The following is an 18,469-nucleotide window of genomic DNA, read 5'->3' as shown; positions in this document are numbered from 1 at the left end:
CGCGCCGCGCACCAATTTCCTGTGCCGGGAATCCCGACTCGCGTTACGATAGCGGCATGGAAAGCAAATGGCTAGAAGACTTCATTTCGTTGGCGGAAACCCATAGTTTCAGCCGTTCGGCAGAATTGCGTCACGTGACGCAACCGGCGTTTTCGCGCCGCATCCAGTCGCTGGAGGCCTGGCTGGGCGCCGACCTGATCGACCGCACTTCTTATCCGACGCGCCTGACCGCGGCCGGCGAAGTCTTTTACGAGCAGGCGCTGGAGATGCTCGGCCAGATCAACAACGCCCGCGCGCTGATGCGCGGCAAGCGGCCGACAGCCTTGAGCACGGTCGATTTCGCCGTGCCGCACACTTTGTCCCTGACCTATGTGCCGCGCTGGATCCGCGTGCTGGAAGAAGGCTTCGGCCCGCTCAATACGCGCCTGCTGGCCTTGAACGTGCATGACGCGGTGATGGCGATGGTGGACGGCGGCTGCGACCTGCTGCTGTGCTACCACCATCCGCGCCAGCCGGTGCAGCTCGATACCGGCCGCTACGATCTGATCACGCTTGGCAGCGAGGTGCTGCGCGCCTACGCCCATTGCAACAAGGCCGGCGAACCCGACTATCGTTTTCCTGGCAGCGCCAGCGCGCCTTTGCCGTTCCTGTCGTACACCAGCAATGCCTATCTGGGGCGCATGGTGGAGCTGATCCTGGCCGACGCCAAGAAGCCGCTGCATCTGGAAAAACGCTATGAAACGGATATGGCGGAAGGCTTGAAAATGATGGCGCTGGAAGGTCACGGCGTGGCCTTCCTGCCGGAGTCCGCAGTGACGCGCGAGGTCAAGCTGAAGCAGCTGGCCAGCGTCGGCCAGTCGGCGCCGGAATGGGAGGCCACCATGGAAATCCGCCTGTATCGCGAACGCCCTACGGTACAACGGCCGGGCAAGCCGGTAGTTGCAAGATTGTGGGCCTACCTGTTGCAGCAGGAGGCCGCCGGCAAGCGCCCCAGCGCTGTCAAGCCGGCCAAGAGCCATCACGGTTGACGAGCGATAAGCAACGCCGTGCGGCTGCTATCCGGGCAGGTTCGCCGCATTTCTTTGATCGACCGTCAGCCTTAGCTGCCGGGCAATTTGCGCAATGACCAGCGGCCAGTTGTCTCCCGGGCGCGGTTGGCGGAATAAGCGCATGTTGCCATACCAGGGCGTTTGCTCGCCCTGGTGTAGCCAGCGCCAGTCAATCCCGGCAAACGGCAGCATGACCCACGCAGGTTTTCCCAGGGCGCCGGCCAGGTGCGCAACGGCGGTATCGACGGTAATCACAAGGTCGAGTTGCTGGATGAGTAAAGCCGTGTCATTGAAATTTTCGATGCTGTCGCCTAGATGGACCAGCTTGCCGAGATGGGCGGCTGCGCGCGCCTGATCTTCTGCTTCGCCCTTTTGCAAGCTATACAGCCGCACCCCTGCGATCTCGCCGAGCACAAGCAGGGGCGCCAGATCGGAAAGGGAACGATGACGATCGTTCCTTAACCCTTTACTGCCTTGCCACGCCAACCCCACCTTGTACAGTCCCGCGCCATCCTGCAAGGCCGGCAGCTTGCCGCCCCTGACTCGGGGCAGGTAGGATTCCCTTGCGCTCGGGATGGTAGCCAGCGTCGTGCGGCAGCAATAAGGCAAGCTCATTGCCATCACCCAGTAATCGTGCACTTCGATCGCCATGCCGGCGGCAAACGGCAGCACCTGGATTCCCTCTATCGATGCGAAGAGCGACGCCAGAGGCGGCTTGCAGAGCCAGGTAACCTTGCGTGCGCGTAGTGTTTTCAGGTGCGCGGCATATCGGATCAATTGAATTTCATCGCCATGCCCTTGCTCGCAGAGCACCACGATGGATTTGCCGTCGATGGCTTCGCCTTGCCAGCGCGGGAACGGAATTTTTGGCGCCTGAACCGGGCGCTCCGGCCACTGTTCGGAAAAACGGCTTTCATGCAGCGGCCATGCTTCTTCGAAATTGCCGCTGCCTAGCAGGTTAAGCGCATAGTTGTAGCGGATCCAGTCGGCCGAGCCATCCTGTTCCAGGGCGCGGCGATACCACTGGGCAGCGGCAGCAAAGTCTGACTTGCGCGCCTTTGTCAAAGCGATGTGGCCCAGGCTCAGCGCATTGTTGCGGTCGCGCGCCATGGCCTTGCGAAACATGGTCTCGGCTTGATCAAGCTGTTCCATGTCGAGCAGAAGGCGGCCCAAATTATTCATCAGCGCCACATCGTTCGGCGTGATTTTCAGGGCGGCAGACAGCTTTTCATAAGCCTCGGCCGCTCTTCCCGTTTGCGCCAGCAAGATGCCGTAATGCATGAGCGCCGGGACCGAGCGCCCATCGGTTGCGAGAATGGCGAGGTAGTCTTGCTCGGCTTGCGCGTATTGCTTGTCCATATGCGCAGCTACCGCGGCACGAAATTTTTCTTCCTGATTTTGCATAGAGATATCGCCGGCTGAAGTGGAGTCGCGAGCTGGTCCATATCAATGCAGGATACAGGATCACGATCCGTTTGCATTCAGCTCGGGAGTTTGTTGAATTGGCAACATTATATCGGCTGCAGCGAGCGCGCGGTTTTTGCGCCGCGCTGGCAAATTCAAAGCCGGCCGGTGCGACGCACGGAAATCAAAGGCCCGGTTTCTGTTTCGCCCAAGGTAATGCAAAAAACGCATAGTTGCATGCGCACAAAGCATTGGCAATGCCCTGTGCCGTTGTCCTACGATGCGGCACTAGATCGATTTTGCTCCCGCTGCAGTCTTTCATATGGGAGCCGGTCTGCCATTTCCTGGAGCGCGCAAAGTATGACTATCAAGCACGAAGTCCCATCTTATCTCACGCAACATGGCATCGGCCCATGGGGCGATTATCTCGAACAAATCGATCGCGTTACCCCTTACCTTGGCAACCTGGCCCGCTGGGTCGAGACCATGAAGCGTCCGAAGCGCATGCTGATCGTCGACGTCCCTATCGAACGCGACGACGGCACCATTGCCCACTTCGAAGGCTACCGCGTCCAGCACAATACCTCGCGCGGCCCAGGCAAGGGCGGCGTCCGTTTCCACCAGGACGTGACCCTGTCGGAAGTGATGGCGCTGTCGGCCTGGATGACGGTCAAGAACGCAGCAGTCAACGTGCCGTACGGCGGCGCCAAGGGCGGCATCCGGGTCGATCCGAAGACCTTGTCGCAAGGCGAGCTGCAGCGCATGACGCGGCGCTACACCAGCGAAATCGGCATCATCATCGGCCCTAACAAAGACATTCCGGCACCAGACGTCAACACCAACGAACAGATCATGGCATGGATGATGGACACCTATTCCATGAACCAGGGCAGCACTGCTTCCGGCGTGGTGACGGGCAAGCCGATTTCACTGGGCGGCAGCCTGGGACGGCGCGAAGCCACTGGCCGCGGCGTGTTCGTGGTCGGTTGCGAAGCAGCGGTCAAGCGCGGCCTGGATATCCATGGCGCCAAGATTGCAGTGCAGGGCTTCGGCAACGTCGGCAGCATCGCGGCGCGCCTGTTTGCCGATGCCGGCGCCAAAGTGGTGGCGGTGCAGGATCATATCTCCACCGTGACGCGCGCCAGCGGCCTGGACGTGGCGGCACTGCAGGCACACGTGCAGAAAACCGGCAGCGTGGCCGGCTTCAGCGGCGGCGAAGAAATCAGCGACCGTGCGCAGTTTTGGGCTGTGGATTGCGATATTTTGGTGCCGGCGGCGCTGGAACAGCAAATCACTGTCGAGAACGCCGGTTCGATCCGCGCCAAAATCATCCTGGAAGGCGCGAACGGCCCGACCAGCCCGGCAGCGGACGATATCCTGCATGAAAAGGGCGTGCTGGTCGTGCCTGACGTGATCGCCAACGCTGGCGGCGTGACCGTGAGTTACTTCGAATGGGTGCAGGATTTCTCCAGCTTCTTCTGGACCGAAGACGAAATCAACTTGCGCCTCACCCGCATCATGCGCGAGGCGTTCACGGCAGTATGGCAGTTGGCGGAAGAGAAAAAGGTATCCCTGCGCACCGCGGCGTTCATCGTTGCCTGTACCCGGGTATTGCAGGCGCGCGAAATGCGCGGTTTGTATCCTTGATTGATGCAGCGCTAAGTTGAGCTATAGTCGAAATGTTTTACATGCGCGCAATCGGCGGCCCAAATTGCCGTTTGCGCGTGTACTATCTGGCCCCGGTAGAATCCGGGGCGTTTGTCCATCTGGAAGCGGTGAAAACAATCGCTGTGGGCAATCGAATAGCTGGCTTGAATATTGCATGTTATGCATATTCCGGACCGAAAAATAGTTCGACATCATTAGCGCATATCAACGGGAGAGCAGCGTGGCAATCAAGGATAGCAACAAGAAAAAAGCGAGGAGCGGCGCCGCCGCATGGCGCCGGACAGCAAGCTTGAGCGCGGCGCTGGCGCTCAGCCTGGGTTTGAGTGTGACAGCGGCGCACGCGGAAGACGTGCTGGCAAGGATTCGCGACAGCAAGACCATCACGATTGCCTATCGGGAGGCATCTTTTCCTTTCTCTTTTCTGGACCAGGATAAAAAGCCGGTGGGCTACGCGATCGACCTGTGCCTGAAAATAGCAGATGCCGTAAAGCAACAATTAAAGCTGCCGCAGTTGAATATCGCCTACGTGCCGGTGACGTCGTCCAATCGCATCGATGTGATTGCGGGCGGCAAAGCGGACCTGGAATGCGGCTCGACCACCAACAATGCAGAACGGCGCAAGCGCGTCGATTTCACCATCGCGCACTTCATGGCGTCGTCGCGCATGATCGTGCGGGCGGATGACAAGATCAAGAACTGGCCGGACCTGCGCAATAAAAAAGTAGTGACGACCAAAGGCACGACCAGCGTCAAGTCGCTGGAAGACCGCGGCCAGGTTCGCTCGCTCAACATGACGATACTGGAAGGACATGATCACAACGAGTCGTTCAAGATGGTGGAAGACAAGACGGCCGATGCTTTCGTGATGGATGATGTACTGTTGTACGGCTTGAAAGCGACGGCCAAGGATCCTGCCGCCTATATCGTGGTCGGTGATCCTTTGACAACCGAGCCATACGCGATCATGCTGCCGAAGGGCGATCCGGTCTACAAGGGCCTGGTGGACCGCGAAATGGGCCGCATCATCCACGACGGCGAGATCTACAAGCTGTATTCGAAGTGGTTTCTGAGCGCGATACCGGCAAAAAATAATCTTACGCTGAACATGCCTATGAGCTATCTTTTCAGGGAGTCATTGCGCTTTCCGTCGGACCAGGTAGGAAACTAGCGGTAGCAAGGTCATGACAATAATAAAATTGGACGTAATTAAAAATTCATACAGGTTGGGGAGACCGGTATTTTTGGAGGAGAGCTGGACATAATAAATAAGCATGGGTATAAGTCCGCTGTGCAAGCAGCGAGTTTGTTAAACTATACAGATAATTTTTTAACGGGAGTTGTTATGATGTCATCGAAATTGGTCGTCGCTTTGGTTGGCCTGGGAGTGCTGGTTGGCTCCGTGCAAGCACAAGAATTGACCGGAACACTCAAAAAAATCAAGGACACCGGCACCATTACCCTGGGTGTGCGCGATTCTTCTATCCCTTTCTCTTACCTTGATGACAAACAGTCGTATCAAGGCTATTCGATCGACCTGTGCCTGAAAGCCGCTACCGCGATCCAGAAACAGCTCGGCCTGACCGCGCTCAACGTCAAGATGGTGCCCGTGACATCGGCGACCCGTATTCCGCTGATCGCCAACGGCACGATCGATCTGTCCTGCGATTCCGCCACCAACAATGCTGACCGCCAAAAGGTCGTGTCCTTTGCGCCGACCATGTACGTCACCGCGAACCGCATCCTGGCCAAGAAATCTTCCAACATCAAGACGCTGGACGACCTCAAGGGCAAGACCATCGTCTCGACTTCCGGCACTTCCAACCTGAAGCAAGTCAAGATCCTGAATGGCGAGCGCAACCTCGGCATGAACATCCTGGCTGCCAAGGACCACGCTGAAGCGTTCCTGATGGTGGAAACCGGCCGCGCAACGGCATTCGTGATGGACGATATCCTGCTGGCTTCGCTGGCTGCCAGCTCGAGAGCGCCTAACGACTACGCGATCACCACCGAAGCGCTGTCGGTTGAGCCATACGGCATCATCGAGCGTAAAGACGATTTGCCTTTCAAGCAAGCTGTCGATACGGCGTTGAGCAACCTGTACAAATCTGGCCAGGTCAACGACATCTACGCCAAATGGTTCCTGAAGCCTATCCCACCTAAGGGCGTTAACCTGAACGTGCCGATGAGCCCGCAATTGAAGGCGGCATTTGCTCATCCAACCGATTCCGGTGATCCGGCTGCTTACGCTGCCGTGCCTGAAGCGCAAAAACAATCGTTGAAGAAAAAATAAGATTGACGATCTGAAGAGATGAAGGGGAGGCGCAAGCCTCCCATTTTGTTTCTGGAATTGAATTGCTGCGTCGCACAATTTTGATTATCATTTGCGCCGGATAGCAGCAGATCCGGCGCATCCGGGTAGTTTCAGGCAGCAGCAGTAGGTTAGAGAGTGAGAGGGGACTAATATGCATTACAACTGGAACTGGGGTATCTTCTGGCAAGAGTCTCCCGACGGTGTCAGCACTTACATGGACACCTTGCTGGCCGGCCTGAAGTGGACGCTTGCTTTGTCCATTTCAGCCTGGATCATGGCGCTGGTCATCGGTACGGTGATCGGTACGATTCGCACCATGCCAAACAAATGGGCAGTACGCGTGGCCAACGGCTACGTTGAATTATTTCGCAACATTCCATTAATCGTTCAGATGTTCCTCTGGTATTTCGTGATGCCGGAGATTGTACCTGCGGGCATTGGCAACTGGCTCAAGAGCCTGCCGAATGCATCGTTCATTACCGCCTTCCTGGCGCTGGGTTTCTTTACGTCGTCGCGGATTGCCGTACAGGTCTCCGCTGGCATCAATGCACTGCCCCGTGGCCAAAAGCTGGCGGGTACTGCACTTGGCTTGACGTTGCCACAAACATATCGCTACGTGTTGCTGCCGATGTCGTTCCGGATCATCATCCCGTCCCTGACCAACGAATTTGCAGCGATCATCAAGAACAGCTCGGTCGCATTGACCATCGGCCTGGTGGAGCTGACCGCAGCCACCTATTCGATGCGCGAGTTCACGTTCCAGACCTTCGAATCCCTGACCGGCGCCACGGTGATTTACGTGATCATCTCGGGGGTCGCCTTGCTGCTGGCGCGCTGGCTTGAAAAAGCCATTGCGATTCCAGGATTTATTGCCTCTGGCAGTGCGAACACAGGAGGCCATTGATCATGTTTTCGAATTTCGATTTTGACGTCATCCAGCGTTCCTGGTTCTACCTGTTCACCACCGGCATGAAGTTCACGCTGACGCTGACCGTGGTGGCGATGATAGGCGGCATCCTGTTCGGCACCGTGCTGGCGATGATGCGGCTGTCGCACAACAAGGCCATCTCGCTGATCGCCACCAGCTACGTCAACCTGATCCGCTCGGTACCGCTGGTGCTGGTGATTTTCTGGTTCTACTTCCTGGTGCCGTATATCGGCGCCTGGATCATCGGCGCACCGCAGCCGGTACAGGTCGGGGCCTTTTCATCGGCGCTGATTACCTTCATCCTGTTTGAAGCAGCTTATTATTGCGAAATCATGCGTTCCGGGATCCAGTCGATTCCACGCGGCCAGGTCTCTGCCGGCTATGCGCTCGGCATGAACTACTGGCAGATGATGGGCAATGTGGTGCTGCCGCAAGCGTTCCGCAACATGATCCCGATCCTGTTGACGCAAACCATCGTGCTGTTCCAGGACGTCTCGCTGGTCTACGTGCTGGGTTCGGTGCCGGACTTCGTGACGGTGGCGTCGAAGATCGCGCAGCGTGACGGCCGCCTGGTGGAAATGTACATGTTTGTCGCCGTGGTGTATTTCGTGATGAGCTTCGGTCTGTCGACGCTGGTCAAGAAGCTGCAGCAAAGGGTTGCGATTATTCGATAATGGACGGCGGCCTGCCCTGTGCAGGGTAGCCGCCAGCAGCACAATAGAATTCAGGAATTAGGAGAAATACTCATGATTAAGCTTAACAACGTCAGCAAATGGTACGGCCAATTTCAAGTCCTGACTGATTGCACCACGCAAGTGGCCAAGGGCGACGTGGTCGTCGTGTGCGGACCGTCGGGTTCGGGTAAGTCGACGCTGATCAAGACCGTCAACGGCCTCGAGCCGTTCCAGAAGGGCGAGATCACGGTCGACGGCATTTCGGTCGGCGATCCGAAAACCAACCTGTCGAAACTGCGCGCGCGCATCGGCATGGTGTTCCAGAACTTCGAACTGTTCCCGCACATGTCGATCCGCGAAAACCTGACCATCGGCCAGGTCAAGGTGCTCGGCCGCAGCCAGGACGAAGCCAATGAAAAAGGCTTGAAGTACCTGGACCGTGTCGGCCTGATCGCGCAAAAAGACAAGTTCCCTGGCCAGCTGTCCGGCGGCCAGCAGCAGCGTGTGGCGATTGCCCGCGCCTTGTCGATGGACCCGATCGCCATGCTGTTCGACGAACCGACTTCGGCGCTCGATCCGGAAATGATCAACGAAGTGCTGGATGTGATGGTCGGCCTGGCGCAAGAAGGCATGACCATGATGGTGGTGACCCACGAAATGGGTTTCGCCAAGAAGGTCGCCAACCGCGTGGTGTTCATGGACAAGGGCCTGGTGGTGGAAGACTGCCGCAAGGAAGAGTTCTTCGGTGCGCCGCGTTCCGAGCGCGCACGTGACTTCCTGGCGAAGATCATTCACTGATCGCTGGATTGTTCGCAGGACAAGAAGCCGCTCCGGGTCATGCCTGAGCGGCTTTTTCACGGGCCTCTGTCAGTGCAGGCCGCGCCTGCAATTCAGGCTGGCAAGCCAGCTGCGGTAAAATGACGTTCATTGAAGTCGCCGCCACGCCATGCTTTCCATCAAACCCTACCTGCGCAGCCTGAAACTCAATCCCGAGATGGCGATTGACTACGATGCCTATCCCTTCAGCATTCCCGCCGTGCGGGACCTGGAGCAGATCGAGTTTCACCCGGAAGTGACCTTCCTGGTCGGCGAAAACGGCGCCGGCAAATCGACCCTGCTGGAAGCCATGGCGATCGCCTGGGGCTTTAACGCCGAGGGCGGCACCAGGAACGCGCGCTTCTCTACCGCCGATGCGCATTCCGAGCTGCACAGCTACCTGCGCACGGTGAAGAGCTTCAAGCGGCCGCGCAACGGCTACTTCCTGCGCGCCGAGAGTTTCTTCAACCTTGCCACCTACGAAGAGGAACTGGAAGAGGGCGCCGGCCGCGCTCACCATTCCTATGGCAGCAAGGGGCTGCACCGGCAGTCGCATGGCGAGTCCTTCCTGGCGCTGCTGCAGAACAAGTTCCAGCCGGACGGCTTCTACATGCTGGACGAGCCCGAGGCGGCGCTCTCGCCCAACCGGCAGCTGACGGCGCTGGCGATCATCCACAAACTGGCGCAGGATCGCTGCCAGTTCATCATCGCCACCCATTCGCCGATACTGCTGGCCTATCCGCATGCCAGGATCTACCTGCTGGACCAGAGCGGACTGAGCGAAACCCGCTACGAAGACACTGAACACTATACGACCACACGCCATTTCCTGAATAACCCGGCAGCGATGCTGGAGCGACTTTTTGCAGAAGAGAATGAAGATGACTGATGCCTTGATCAACACACTGACCATCACCCGCCCCGACGACTGGCATTTGCACCTGCGCGACGGCGTCGCGCTGGCCAGCGTGCTGCCGCACAGCGCGCGCCAGTTCGGCCGCGCCATTGTGATGCCCAACCTGAAACCACCGGTCACCACCACCGCGCAAGCTGCGGCCTACCGTGAGCGCATCCTTGCCGTGCTGCCGCCCGAACTGAGCTTCGAGCCGCTGATGACGCTGTACCTGACCAACAATACGCCGCCGGATGAAATCCGGCGCGCCAAGGACAGCGGTTTCGTGCACGCGGTCAAGCTGTATCCGGCCGGCGCCACCACCAACTCGGACGCTGGCGTGAGCGATCTCAGCAAGTGCTACAAGACACTGGAAGTGATGCAAGAGCTGGGCATGCCCTTCCTGGTGCATGGCGAAGTAACCGATCCGGCCATCGACATCTTCGATCGCGAAGCGGTCTTCATCGATCGCGTGATGCGGCCGCTGCGGCGCGACATGCCGGAATTGAAAGTGGTGTTCGAGCACATCACCACCAAGGATGCCGCGCAATACGTTGAAAGCGCCGAGGGCCCGGTCGCCGCTACCGTCACCGCGCATCACCTGCTGTACAACCGCAATGAAATCTTCAAGGGCGGGATCCGTCCGCATTACTATTGCCTGCCGGTGCTGAAACGCGAAGAGCACCGCCAGGCGCTGCTGCGCGCCGTGACTTCCGGCAGCAGCCGTTTCTTCCTCGGCACCGATTCGGCGCCGCATCCCAAGGGGCTCAAGGAGCATGCTTGCGGCTGTGCCGGCTGCTACACCGCGCTGCATGCGATGGAACTGTACGCGCAAGCCTTCGACCAGGCCGGTGCGCTGGACCAGCTGGAAGCCTTCGCCAGTTTCAACGGCCCGGCGTTCTACAACCTGCCGCGCAACCAGGACAGCGTGACCCTGAAGCGTCAGCCGTGGACCTTGCCGGCCGAACTGCCGCTGGGCGAGACCACGCTGGTGCCGCTCAACGGCGGCGAAACCATAGACTGGCAGTTGCTCTAAGGTAATCGTGCCGCCCGTGCCTGGCGGCCGTTCGCATCGACATGGTGCGATTTTTGCATGCTTGCATGGCAGCGATGGGCGAAACATCATCCCATCCGGTCTAACCGTAGCTCATTGAGTCGTCTGCGGACGAGGGTTTCAAGCATGCAAAGTCTACGTATCGTAGTTGTCAATCCAGTCGCCATCGAAGGCGAAGACGACCCCGCGTTTGCCGCCCAGGCTGCGCGCGGCAAGGACTTGCGCATCGGTTTGCTGGAAGCCGGCTACAACATCATCGCCTCGCTTCCCGCAGATCTCTATCTCCCTGAAAGAATTGCCCAGTTACAACCAGACATGATCATCGTCGACGCCGAATCCGACGCCCGCGATGTGCTGGAGCACGTGGTGGTGGCGACCCGCGACGCCCGCCGTCCGATCGTGCTGTTTACCGAGGATGCCAAGACCTCCAGCATGGACGCCGCCATGGCTGCCGGCGTCTCCGCCTATATCGTGGCGGGCTTGCAGACGGCGCGCATCAAGCCAGTGCTGGATGTGGCCCTGGCGCGTTTCCGCCAGGAGCAGAAGTTGCTGGCGGAACTCTCCGACACCAAGCTCAAGCTGGCCGAGCGCAAGGTGCTGGAGCGCGCCAAAGGTTTGCTGATGGATCACCATAAGCTGAGCGAACAAGAGGCCTATCAGAAGCTGCGCCGGCTGGCCATGGACAAGAACCTGAAACTGTCCGAGGTGGCGCAGCGGATCATCGACGCCGCCGATTTGCTGGGCTGAGTCTCGTCTGAATCTCGCCTGAATTTCGTCTGAATCTTGCGATTGAAGCAAGCCGGTCCGGCGGAAACGCCCGAAAATCGTGAGCCGCTTTGGTGCGACGCACAAAGCGAGTGCGCTTTCCGCTCAGGATCCAGGCGCCTTCCCCCTGCAATTCCTGGCACGTGGTTTGCATAGTCAATAACAGGCGCCAGCGTTGGCGCTGCTGGAAGCGGCTAACGGCGGTCCTTTCCACATCAGACAAAGGTGTCTTTCCACATGACTTGCACATTGTGGAACGACGCCTTTTTTGTTTGCCGAGAACACAGTGGAGCCATGCGATGGAATCAAAAAAAGCACTGCCGCAAGATGGTCTTGACCTGAGCCTGGCTATCGACGGCAAGCGCCGCCAAATACTACAAGCCGCCACCGTTGCGGCAGGAGCAAGCATGTTGGGATTATCTAGCAGCGGAGCGTGGGCCGCGGGTTCGGACAAGCCGGAAAAAACCGAAGTCAAGATCGGCTTCATTCCGCTGACCGATTGTGCCTCGGTGGTGATGGCTTCGCTGCTCGGCTTCGACAAGAAATACGGCATCAAGATCACTCTCAGCAAGGAAGCTTCCTGGGCTGGCGTACGCGACAAGCTGGCCAACGGCGAGCTGGATGCTGCACATGTGCTGTCGGGTTTGATCTACGGCGTGCAGATGGGCATCGGCGGCCAGAAGAAGGACATGTCGATCCTGATGGGGCTCAACAATAACGGCCAAGCCATCACGCTGTCGAAGAAGCTGGCGGACAAAGGCGCGGTGGACGGTCCTTCGCTGGCGAAGCTGATGGCCAGCGACAAGCGCGAATACACCTTTGCCCAGACTTTCCCGACCGGCACTCACGCCATGTGGCTGTACTACTGGCTGGCCGCCAACGGCGTCAATCCGCTCAAGGACGCCAAGGTGATTACCGTGCCGCCGCCGCAGATGGTGGCCAATATGCGGGTCGGCAACATGGATGGCTTCTGCGTCGGCGAACCATGGGGCCACCGCGCGATCGTCGACGGCGTCGGCATCACCGCCATTACCACCCAGGAAATCTGGAAAGACCATCCGGAAAAAGTGCTCGGCACTACCGCAGAATTCGCCGCCAAGAATCCGAACACTTGCCGCGCCCTGATCGCCGCGGTGCTGGAGGCCGGCAAGTGGATCGACGCCTCGCTCGCCAACAAGAACAAGATGGCGGAAGCGATCGCCGACAAGTCCTATGTCAACACCAGCAAGGACGTGATCGACCAGCGCATCATGGGGCGCTATCAGAATGGCCTGGGCAAGACCTGGGACGATCCGAACTACATGAAGTTCTACAACGACGGCCTGGTCAACTTTCCCTATCTGTCCGACGGCATGTGGTTCATGACGCAGCACCGGCGCTGGGGTTTGCTGAAGACGGATCCCGATTACCTGGCGGTGGCCAAGTCGGTGAGCCAGATCGAGCTGTACAAGGATGCCGCGGCCATGACCAAGACGCCGCTGCCGAAAGATGTGCTGCGCACTTCGAAGCTGATGGACGGCACGGTGTGGGATGGCAAGAATCCGCAAGCCTATGCGGCTTCGTTCAAGATCCGCGCATAACATCGTGCGCCGCCCTGATGTATCGGAACCGCATTTTTGGGAGAGCCATTATGAGTGCAATCATGGACACAGAGGCAAATGCGAATCGTCAGGCGGTGACCATGCGTGACGGCGTCGAAGTGGCCGGCGCGGCCGAAGCCGGGGCGCCAAGCGCAGCAGGCGGCGCCGCGGTCCGGCCGCGGCAGAAAGCCGGCAACCGGCGCAGCAGCGTGCCGCCATGGCTGATGCAGATTGTGGCGCCGCTGCTGGGGTTGGCATTCATGGTGCTGGTCTGGCAGATCATCGCCATGAACAACAGCCAGTTCCCGACGCCGTTGCTGACCTTGCAGGAAGCGCTCAAGCTGTTCGCCGATCCGTTCTACCGCACCAGCCCCAACGACCAGGGCATAGGCTGGAATATCCTGGCCTCGCTGCAGCGCGTCGGCGTCGGCTTCGGCCTGGCGGCGCTGGTCGGCATTCCGTTGGGCTTCATGATCGGCCGTTTCAACTTCCTGTCCAGCATGTTCGGCCCCATCATCAGCTTGCTGAAGCCGGTGTCGCCGCTGGCCTGGTTGCCGATCGGCCTGCTGGTGTTCAAGTCGGCCAATCCGGCAGCGATCTGGTCTATCTTCATCTGCTCGATCTGGCCGATGGTGATCAACACCGCGGTCGGGGTGCAAAGAGTGCCGCAGGATTACATGAATGTGGCGCGTGTGCTGAACCTGTCGGAATGGAAAATCATCACCAAGATCCTGTTTCCCTCAGTGCTGCCGTACATGCTGACCGGCGTGCGGCTGGCCATAGGCACCGCCTGGCTGGTGATCGTGGCGGCGGAAATGCTGACCGGCGGCGTCGGCATCGGCTTCTGGGTATGGGATGAATGGAACAACCTCAACGTGCCGCACATCATCATCGCGATCGTGGTAATCGGCGTGGTCGGCCTGCTGCTGGAGCAGTTGCTGGTGACGCTGGCGAAAGCGTTTACCTATGAGCAGGTTGTTAGCTAATCGAATCCGATAGCCGAGGAAAAACATGGAAACACGCGACGCCAAGTTCATCGACATCCACCAGGTTGAAATGCTGTTCAACACGCGCAAAGGCCAGTTCCATGCGCTGCGCGATATTAACCTGACCGTGCGCAAAGGCGAATTCGTCACCCTGATCGGCCATTCCGGCTGCGGCAAGTCGACCTTGCTGAATCTGATCGCCGGCTTGCTGATGCCTAGCGAAGGAGTGCTGATTTGCGCCAGCCGCGAAATCGGCGGGCCGTCGCCCGAGCGCGCGGTGGTGTTCCAGAATCATTCGCTGCTGCCCTGGCTTACCTGCTTCGAGAATATCTATCTCGGCGTCGAACGCGTATTTTCAGCAACGGAAAACAAGAGCGCCATGAAGGAGCGCACCAAGGCGGCGCTGGCGCTGGTCGGCTTGAGCGCGGCCGGGCAGAAGCGGCCGCACGAAATTTCCGGCGGCATGAAGCAGCGCGTCGGCATTGCGCGGGCGCTGGCGATGGAACCCAAGGTCTTGCTGATGGACGAACCGTTCGGCGCGCTGGATGCGCTGACGCGCGCGCATCTGCAAGACGAGTTGCTGAAGATTGTCGCCAAGACCGGATCGACGGTGGTGATGGTGACCCATGATGTCGACGAAGCGGTGCTGCTGTCCGACCGCATCGTGATGATGACCAACGGTCCGGCCGCCACTATCGGCGAGATCGTCCAGGTAAGGCTGGCGCGGCCACGCGAGCGGCTGGCGCTGGCGCAGGATCCGCTGTATGCCGAGTATCGCACTTCGGTGCTGGAATTTTTGTATCGCAAACAGGCAGTCGCTCATGCGGCGTAATGTCCGACCGGGAGCGTGGCGATGTGTGCAGGTAAGGTGATATTGGTGGGGGCAGGGCCGGGCGATCCCGAGCTGCTGACGTTGAAAGCGGTCAAGGCGATTGCCGAGGCCGACGTGCTGTTGGTGGACGATCTGGTCAATTCCGCGATCCTGCAGCATGCACGAGAAGCTGCGCGCATTATCCATGTCGGCAAGCGCGGCGGCTGCCGGTCAACCTCGCAGGAATTCATTCAGCGCCTGATGGTGCTGGAGGCGCATGGCGGCCATTGCGTGGTGCGCCTGAAAGGCGGCGACCCTTATCTGTTCGGCCGTGGCGGCGAAGAACGCGCCTACCTGCGCCAGGCCGGCGTAGCAGTGGAAGTGGTGCCGGGCATCACCAGCGGCATGGCGGCCGCCGCCAGTATCGGCGTCGCGCCGACCCACCGCGATTATAGCCAGGGCGTGATTTTCGTGACAGGCCATGGCAAAAGCGATGCGGCGCAGCCGAACTGGCCGGCGCTGGCGGCATCCGGGCTGACCCTGGTGATCTACATGGGTGTAGCGCGCTGCCGCGAGTTGCAGCAGCTGCTGCTGGATGCCGGCATGGCGGAGTCGATGCCGGTGGCTGTAGTACAGTCGGCGACGCTGCCGGCGCAAGCGCAGCTGTTGACCTGCCTCGGCCGTCTGTCGCAGGACTTGTCGGCGAGCGCTCTTGGCAGCCCCAGCATTATCGTCATCGGCGAGGCCGTACGTTGTGCCGATGCCTTTGTCGATATCTGGCCGCAGCAGATGCAGCATGCGCTGAGCTGAGCTTTCGCTGCGGCATTGGTGGCGGGCCCCGGGGGCATGTAAAATGCGCGGCAAATGCCCAGCTCCGACTTCCATCCACCCGCCGGTCCCGCGCCATCGTTTTTAACAACGATAGACTGGTCGCAACCCTGGCTGCAGCCATTGCAGCAGCTAGGCCGGCGCCTGAGCGCTGCGGCCGGCTGGCGGCAAGTGTTGAATGCGGCCGCTGAGGAACGCGCTATCCGCAACTACCTGGGGCTGCCACTCAGCTTTGTAGCACAGGCTGAATTGCCTGCTGCCACTGCTTACGAGGCATTCATAGGCAGCAGCGGCAAAGTGCCGACCCGCGACAATCTCCATGATTTCCTGAATGCCCTGATCTGGCTCTCTTTTCCGGCCATCAAGGCGCGCCTGAACGCGCTGCAGGCAGCCGAACTGGCCAAGGCCGGTACGCCGTCGGGCAGCAGCAAGCCGCGCGGCGCCGCGCGCGACGCCGCCACTATTTTCGATGAAAACGCGGCGCTGCTGCTGGTGCACGATAATGCAGAGGGACAAGCGCTGGTTGCCGCTTTGCGTAACCATCAATGGAGCGAGGTCTTCGTCGCGCAACGTCAGTTGTTCGGCAGGGACGCCGAAGTATGGCTGTTCGGCCACGCCTTGCTGGAAAAGCTGGTGCGCCCCTACAAGGCGATTACTGCCCATACCCTGGTGGTGGCGGCGCCAGAGTCCTACTTTGCGCTTGGCGAGGATGCCAGGCGCGGCTGGATTGATGACCGCGTCGCCGCTGACCTGGCGCAGCATGGCTCCCTGGTCGGGCGCCTGACGCCTTTGCCGGTGCTGGGAGTACCGGGCTGGTGCCAGGGCCAGGACAGCGATTTCTATGCAGACCGTGCGGTATTCCGGCCAAAGCGCGCCAAATAGCGTCGTCCTGATAAAATCCGGGCTATCTCCTTTTACCGATCATTCCAGCATGCCATTCCTTGACCAAGCCATCACCGACTTCGACAACGCGCTGCGCGTGATCACCGGGCAAGCTTCCGCCTCGCGCCCGAGTCCGGCTCTGCAGGCGCCGGACGGCGTGCTGGATGCCGCCGAGCAGCGCCATAGCGCCGGACTGATGCGCATCAACCATGTCGGTGAAGTCTGTGCCCAGGCGCTGTACGATGCCCAGGGCCGCTTCGCTCAGGGCACGCCGATCAAGCAACAGTTTGCCGAGGCCGGCAGGGAAGAGGAGGATCATCTGGCCTGGACCGCGGAACGCTTGCGCCAGCTGGGCTCGCGCGTCAGCCTGCTGAATCCCTTGTGGTATGCCGGTTCCTACGCGCTGGGCACGCTGGCGGCGCGGCTGGGCGATACGCGCAGCCTGAGTTTTGTCTCGGAAACCGAGCGCCAGGTGGAAAAGCATCTCAACAGTCATCTGCAACAGCTGCCGCTGCAGGACGCCAAATCGCGCGCCATCGTCGAACAGATGCGCGACGATGAAATCGCCCATGGCGAGGCAGCGCGTTCTTTGGGAGGAGTGGAAATGCCCTTGCCGGCGCAGAAGGCCATGCAGGCGATGTCGAAAGTGATGACCACCGTCGCCTACTACATCTGATTGGCAGGGCGGGCATCCTTGCCCACGCGGATGGTTGCGCCTCAAGGCGGGCAGAAATTCCTGCCTACCCTGCCAAATATCAGGCCTGGGCCGGGGCTTCCGCCAGGTCGTCGACGATTTCGAAGGAATGCGTGATTTCTGCAGTCTTTTCCAGCATGATCGAGGCCGAGCAGTACTTCTCGTGCGACAGCTTGATCGCGCGTTCCACCAGGTTGGGCTTGAGGTTGCGGCCGCGCACGGTGAAATGGAAGTGGATCTTGGTGAAAACCTTGGGTTCCTTCTCGGCCCGCTCCGACTTCAGCGTGACGTCGCAGCCGCGCACATCCTGATGGCTTTTACGCAAGATCAGCACCACATCGTAGGCGGTGCAGCCGCCGGTGCCGGCCAGCACCACTTCCATCGGGCGCGGCGCCAGGTCGCGGCCGCCGCCATCAGGCGCGCCGTCCATCGTCAGCAGGTGGCCGGAGCCGGTTTCAGCTAAAAAAGTCATGCCGGACAAGCCGGTCCAGCGTACTGTGCATTCCATAGGTTCTCGCGGGGTATTGGTAGTGGTCGCGTTATTCTAACTGCTCTTGGCGGCTGCCGTTCGGGCGGGTTTTGTTGTCATTTGGAGAACTCAAGCCGAGATTCTTGGTAAAACTCCCTAATTTTCTACCTTGCGATGCACAAATCCGTTTGCTAAGATGATTCATCGAAGGCCGGAGTTGGCTCTTGGCAATCAACTGATGTCTCCTCCACCCCTCCACAGGAGTGGATTTAAACCCGACGCCCATGTGCAGATCGGGTTTTCTTTTATCCGCGGCCTCCATCGAGCAAGAGTCTGGCGCCGGATTTACCAGCGCAATTACAACAATTCCTAGCCCAAATGCCGATTATTTTCAATCGGTTTGACGCCAAGTCCTTGAAAAGGCTATAATTTACGGCTTTTCCGTTTGCTCAGGAAAAGATAACAAGGCAGAGTCTGTCGCCAATGCAGGACGAAAACCGGGTCTAACAATCAGGTTTCCGGTAGCGATGGAACCACCATTTGAGCGAATTAAACTAGTTAGGAAGTCAACATGAAAACTTTTTCCGCTAAGGGCCATGAAGTCCAGCGTGATTGGTTCGTGATTGACGCGACGGACAAAGTCCTCGGACGTGTTGCC

At 59.4% G+C, this 18,469-nt stretch carries 18 protein-coding genes and 1 pseudogene; 17 read left to right on the top strand and 2 right to left on the bottom strand.

Annotation, left to right across the window (positions count from 1 at the left end; genetic code table 11):
- The first annotated feature begins 56 nt into the window (after positions 1 to 56).
- Positions 57 to 1,028, top strand: coding sequence for a LysR family transcriptional regulator (locus VNZ65_RS00095; RefSeq protein ID WP_325664844.1), 972 nt, complete (start codon positions 57 to 59; stop codon positions 1,026 to 1,028).
- A 27-nt stretch (positions 1,029 to 1,055) separates the two neighbouring features.
- Here VNZ65_RS00095 and VNZ65_RS00090 read toward each other — a convergent pair whose 3' ends face one another.
- Positions 1,056 to 2,453, bottom strand: coding sequence for a tetratricopeptide repeat protein (locus tag VNZ65_RS00090; protein ID WP_325664842.1), 1,398 nt, complete (start codon positions 2,451 to 2,453; stop codon positions 1,056 to 1,058).
- A gap of 360 nt (positions 2,454 to 2,813) precedes the next feature.
- Here VNZ65_RS00090 and VNZ65_RS00085 point away from each other — a divergent pair, with 360 nt between their 5' ends.
- From VNZ65_RS00085 to coq7, 15 genes are all read left to right on the top strand, one after another.
- A complete protein-coding gene (locus VNZ65_RS00085) occupies positions 2,814 to 4,100 on the top strand; it encodes a Glu/Leu/Phe/Val dehydrogenase (RefSeq protein ID WP_325664840.1) in 1,287 nt (428 codons plus the stop codon).
- Positions 4,101 to 4,347: 247 nt separating this feature from the next.
- A complete protein-coding gene (locus tag VNZ65_RS00080) occupies positions 4,348 to 5,289 on the top strand; it encodes an amino acid ABC transporter substrate-binding protein (protein WP_414649002.1) in 942 nt (313 codons plus the stop codon).
- A 174-nt stretch (positions 5,290 to 5,463) separates the two neighbouring features.
- On the top strand, positions 5,464 to 6,411 hold the full coding sequence (locus VNZ65_RS00075; protein WP_325664836.1) for an amino acid ABC transporter substrate-binding protein: 948 nt from the start codon (positions 5,464 to 5,466) through the stop codon (positions 6,409 to 6,411).
- A 172-nt stretch (positions 6,412 to 6,583) separates the two neighbouring features.
- Positions 6,584 to 7,336 carry an amino acid ABC transporter permease gene (locus VNZ65_RS00070; protein WP_325664834.1) on the top strand — a complete coding sequence of 251 codons (753 nt, stop codon included), beginning with the start codon at positions 6,584 to 6,586 and terminating at the stop codon, positions 7,334 to 7,336.
- 2 nt (positions 7,337 to 7,338) lie between these two features.
- On the top strand, positions 7,339 to 8,034 hold the full coding sequence (locus VNZ65_RS00065; protein WP_325664833.1) for an amino acid ABC transporter permease: 696 nt from the start codon (positions 7,339 to 7,341) through the stop codon (positions 8,032 to 8,034).
- Positions 8,035 to 8,106: 72 nt separating this feature from the next.
- On the top strand, positions 8,107 to 8,832 hold the full coding sequence (locus VNZ65_RS00060) for an amino acid ABC transporter ATP-binding protein (RefSeq protein WP_325664831.1): 726 nt from the start codon (positions 8,107 to 8,109) through the stop codon (positions 8,830 to 8,832).
- Between the two features lie 148 nt (positions 8,833 to 8,980).
- Positions 8,981 to 9,739, top strand: coding sequence for an AAA family ATPase (locus VNZ65_RS00055; RefSeq protein ID WP_325664829.1), 759 nt, complete (start codon positions 8,981 to 8,983; stop codon positions 9,737 to 9,739).
- On the top strand, positions 9,732 to 10,778 hold the full coding sequence (gene pyrC, locus VNZ65_RS00050; protein WP_414649000.1) for a dihydroorotase: 1,047 nt from the start codon (positions 9,732 to 9,734) through the stop codon (positions 10,776 to 10,778). Before VNZ65_RS00055 ends, pyrC begins: the two co-directional genes overlap by 8 nt.
- A 144-nt stretch (positions 10,779 to 10,922) precedes the next feature.
- The gene (locus VNZ65_RS00045) at positions 10,923 to 11,543 is read left to right on the top strand and encodes an ANTAR domain-containing response regulator (protein WP_325664827.1); all 621 of its coding nucleotides are present in this window, start codon (positions 10,923 to 10,925) and stop codon (positions 11,541 to 11,543) included.
- A 317-nt stretch (positions 11,544 to 11,860) separates the two neighbouring features.
- Entirely contained in the window at positions 11,861 to 13,141 is a 1,281-nt protein-coding gene (locus VNZ65_RS00040; protein ID WP_325664825.1) for a CmpA/NrtA family ABC transporter substrate-binding protein, read from the top strand.
- Positions 13,142 to 13,365: 224 nt separating this feature from the next.
- On the top strand, positions 13,366 to 14,127 hold the full coding sequence (ntrB, locus tag VNZ65_RS00035) for a nitrate ABC transporter permease (protein ID WP_414649001.1): 762 nt from the start codon (positions 13,366 to 13,368) through the stop codon (positions 14,125 to 14,127).
- A 25-nt stretch (positions 14,128 to 14,152) separates the two neighbouring features.
- Positions 14,153 to 14,959, top strand: coding sequence for an ABC transporter ATP-binding protein (locus VNZ65_RS00030; RefSeq protein WP_325664821.1), 807 nt, complete (start codon positions 14,153 to 14,155; stop codon positions 14,957 to 14,959).
- 21 nt (positions 14,960 to 14,980) lie between these two features.
- Positions 14,981 to 15,748: a uroporphyrinogen-III C-methyltransferase gene (gene cobA / locus VNZ65_RS00025; RefSeq protein WP_325664819.1), complete on the top strand. Its 768-nt coding sequence runs from the start codon at positions 14,981 to 14,983 to the stop codon at positions 15,746 to 15,748.
- A 54-nt stretch (positions 15,749 to 15,802) separates the two neighbouring features.
- On the top strand, positions 15,803 to 16,648 hold the full coding sequence (locus VNZ65_RS00020; RefSeq protein ID WP_325664817.1) for a DUF3025 domain-containing protein: 846 nt from the start codon (positions 15,803 to 15,805) through the stop codon (positions 16,646 to 16,648).
- Between the two features lie 49 nt (positions 16,649 to 16,697).
- Positions 16,698 to 17,324 (top strand): 2-polyprenyl-3-methyl-6-methoxy-1,4-benzoquinone monooxygenase, encoded by a 627-nt coding sequence (gene coq7, locus VNZ65_RS00015; protein ID WP_325664815.1) that lies wholly within the window; start codon positions 16,698 to 16,700, stop codon positions 17,322 to 17,324.
- 79 nt (positions 17,325 to 17,403) lie between these two features.
- Here coq7 and VNZ65_RS00010 read toward each other — a convergent pair whose 3' ends face one another.
- A complete protein-coding gene (locus VNZ65_RS00010; RefSeq protein ID WP_325664813.1) occupies positions 17,404 to 17,850 on the bottom strand; it encodes an OsmC family protein in 447 nt (148 codons plus the stop codon).
- A 532-nt stretch (positions 17,851 to 18,382) separates the two neighbouring features.
- Here VNZ65_RS00010 and VNZ65_RS00005 point away from each other — a divergent pair.
- Positions 18,383 to 18,469: pseudogene (locus VNZ65_RS00005) on the top strand (50S ribosomal protein L13); the annotation flags it as partial.

Origin of the sequence: Collimonas sp., assembly GCF_035566555.1 — a bacterium.
Classification (GTDB): Bacteria; Pseudomonadota; Gammaproteobacteria; order Burkholderiales; family Burkholderiaceae_D; genus Collimonas.
This window is presented reverse-complemented; position numbering and strand designations above follow the sequence as displayed.

What these genes read in the sequence shown, in the direction of transcription:
- VNZ65_RS00030 (WP_325664821.1), top strand. Translation starts at nt 14,153, where the DNA reads ATGGAAACACGCGACGCCAAGTTCATCGACATCCACCAGGTTGAAATG.
- VNZ65_RS00060 (WP_325664831.1), top strand. Translation starts at nt 8,107, where the DNA reads ATGATTAAGCTTAACAACGTCAGCAAATGGTACGGCCAATTTCAAGTC.
- VNZ65_RS00045 (WP_325664827.1), top strand. Translation starts at nt 10,923, where the DNA reads ATGCAAAGTCTACGTATCGTAGTTGTCAATCCAGTCGCCATCGAAGGC.
- VNZ65_RS00095 (WP_325664844.1), top strand. Translation starts at nt 57, where the DNA reads ATGGAAAGCAAATGGCTAGAAGACTTCATTTCGTTGGCGGAAACCCAT.
- VNZ65_RS00090 (WP_325664842.1), bottom strand. Translation starts at nt 2,453, where the DNA reads ATGCAAAATCAGGAAGAAAAATTTCGTGCCGCGGTAGCTGCGCATATG.
- VNZ65_RS00020 (WP_325664817.1), top strand. Translation starts at nt 15,803, where the DNA reads ATGCCCAGCTCCGACTTCCATCCACCCGCCGGTCCCGCGCCATCGTTT.
- coq7 (WP_325664815.1), top strand. Translation starts at nt 16,698, where the DNA reads ATGCCATTCCTTGACCAAGCCATCACCGACTTCGACAACGCGCTGCGC.
- cobA (WP_325664819.1), top strand. Translation starts at nt 14,981, where the DNA reads ATGTGTGCAGGTAAGGTGATATTGGTGGGGGCAGGGCCGGGCGATCCC.
- VNZ65_RS00065 (WP_325664833.1), top strand. Translation starts at nt 7,339, where the DNA reads ATGTTTTCGAATTTCGATTTTGACGTCATCCAGCGTTCCTGGTTCTAC.
- VNZ65_RS00075 (WP_325664836.1), top strand. Translation starts at nt 5,464, where the DNA reads ATGATGTCATCGAAATTGGTCGTCGCTTTGGTTGGCCTGGGAGTGCTG.
- ntrB (WP_414649001.1), top strand. Translation starts at nt 13,366, where the DNA reads ATGCAGATTGTGGCGCCGCTGCTGGGGTTGGCATTCATGGTGCTGGTC.
- VNZ65_RS00085 (WP_325664840.1), top strand. Translation starts at nt 2,814, where the DNA reads ATGACTATCAAGCACGAAGTCCCATCTTATCTCACGCAACATGGCATC.
- VNZ65_RS00040 (WP_325664825.1), top strand. Translation starts at nt 11,861, where the DNA reads ATGGAATCAAAAAAAGCACTGCCGCAAGATGGTCTTGACCTGAGCCTG.
- pyrC (WP_414649000.1), top strand. Translation starts at nt 9,732, where the DNA reads ATGACTGATGCCTTGATCAACACACTGACCATCACCCGCCCCGACGAC.
- VNZ65_RS00055 (WP_325664829.1), top strand. Translation starts at nt 8,981, where the DNA reads ATGCTTTCCATCAAACCCTACCTGCGCAGCCTGAAACTCAATCCCGAG.
- VNZ65_RS00070 (WP_325664834.1), top strand. Translation starts at nt 6,584, where the DNA reads ATGCATTACAACTGGAACTGGGGTATCTTCTGGCAAGAGTCTCCCGAC.
- VNZ65_RS00010 (WP_325664813.1), bottom strand. Translation starts at nt 17,850, where the DNA reads ATGGAATGCACAGTACGCTGGACCGGCTTGTCCGGCATGACTTTTTTA.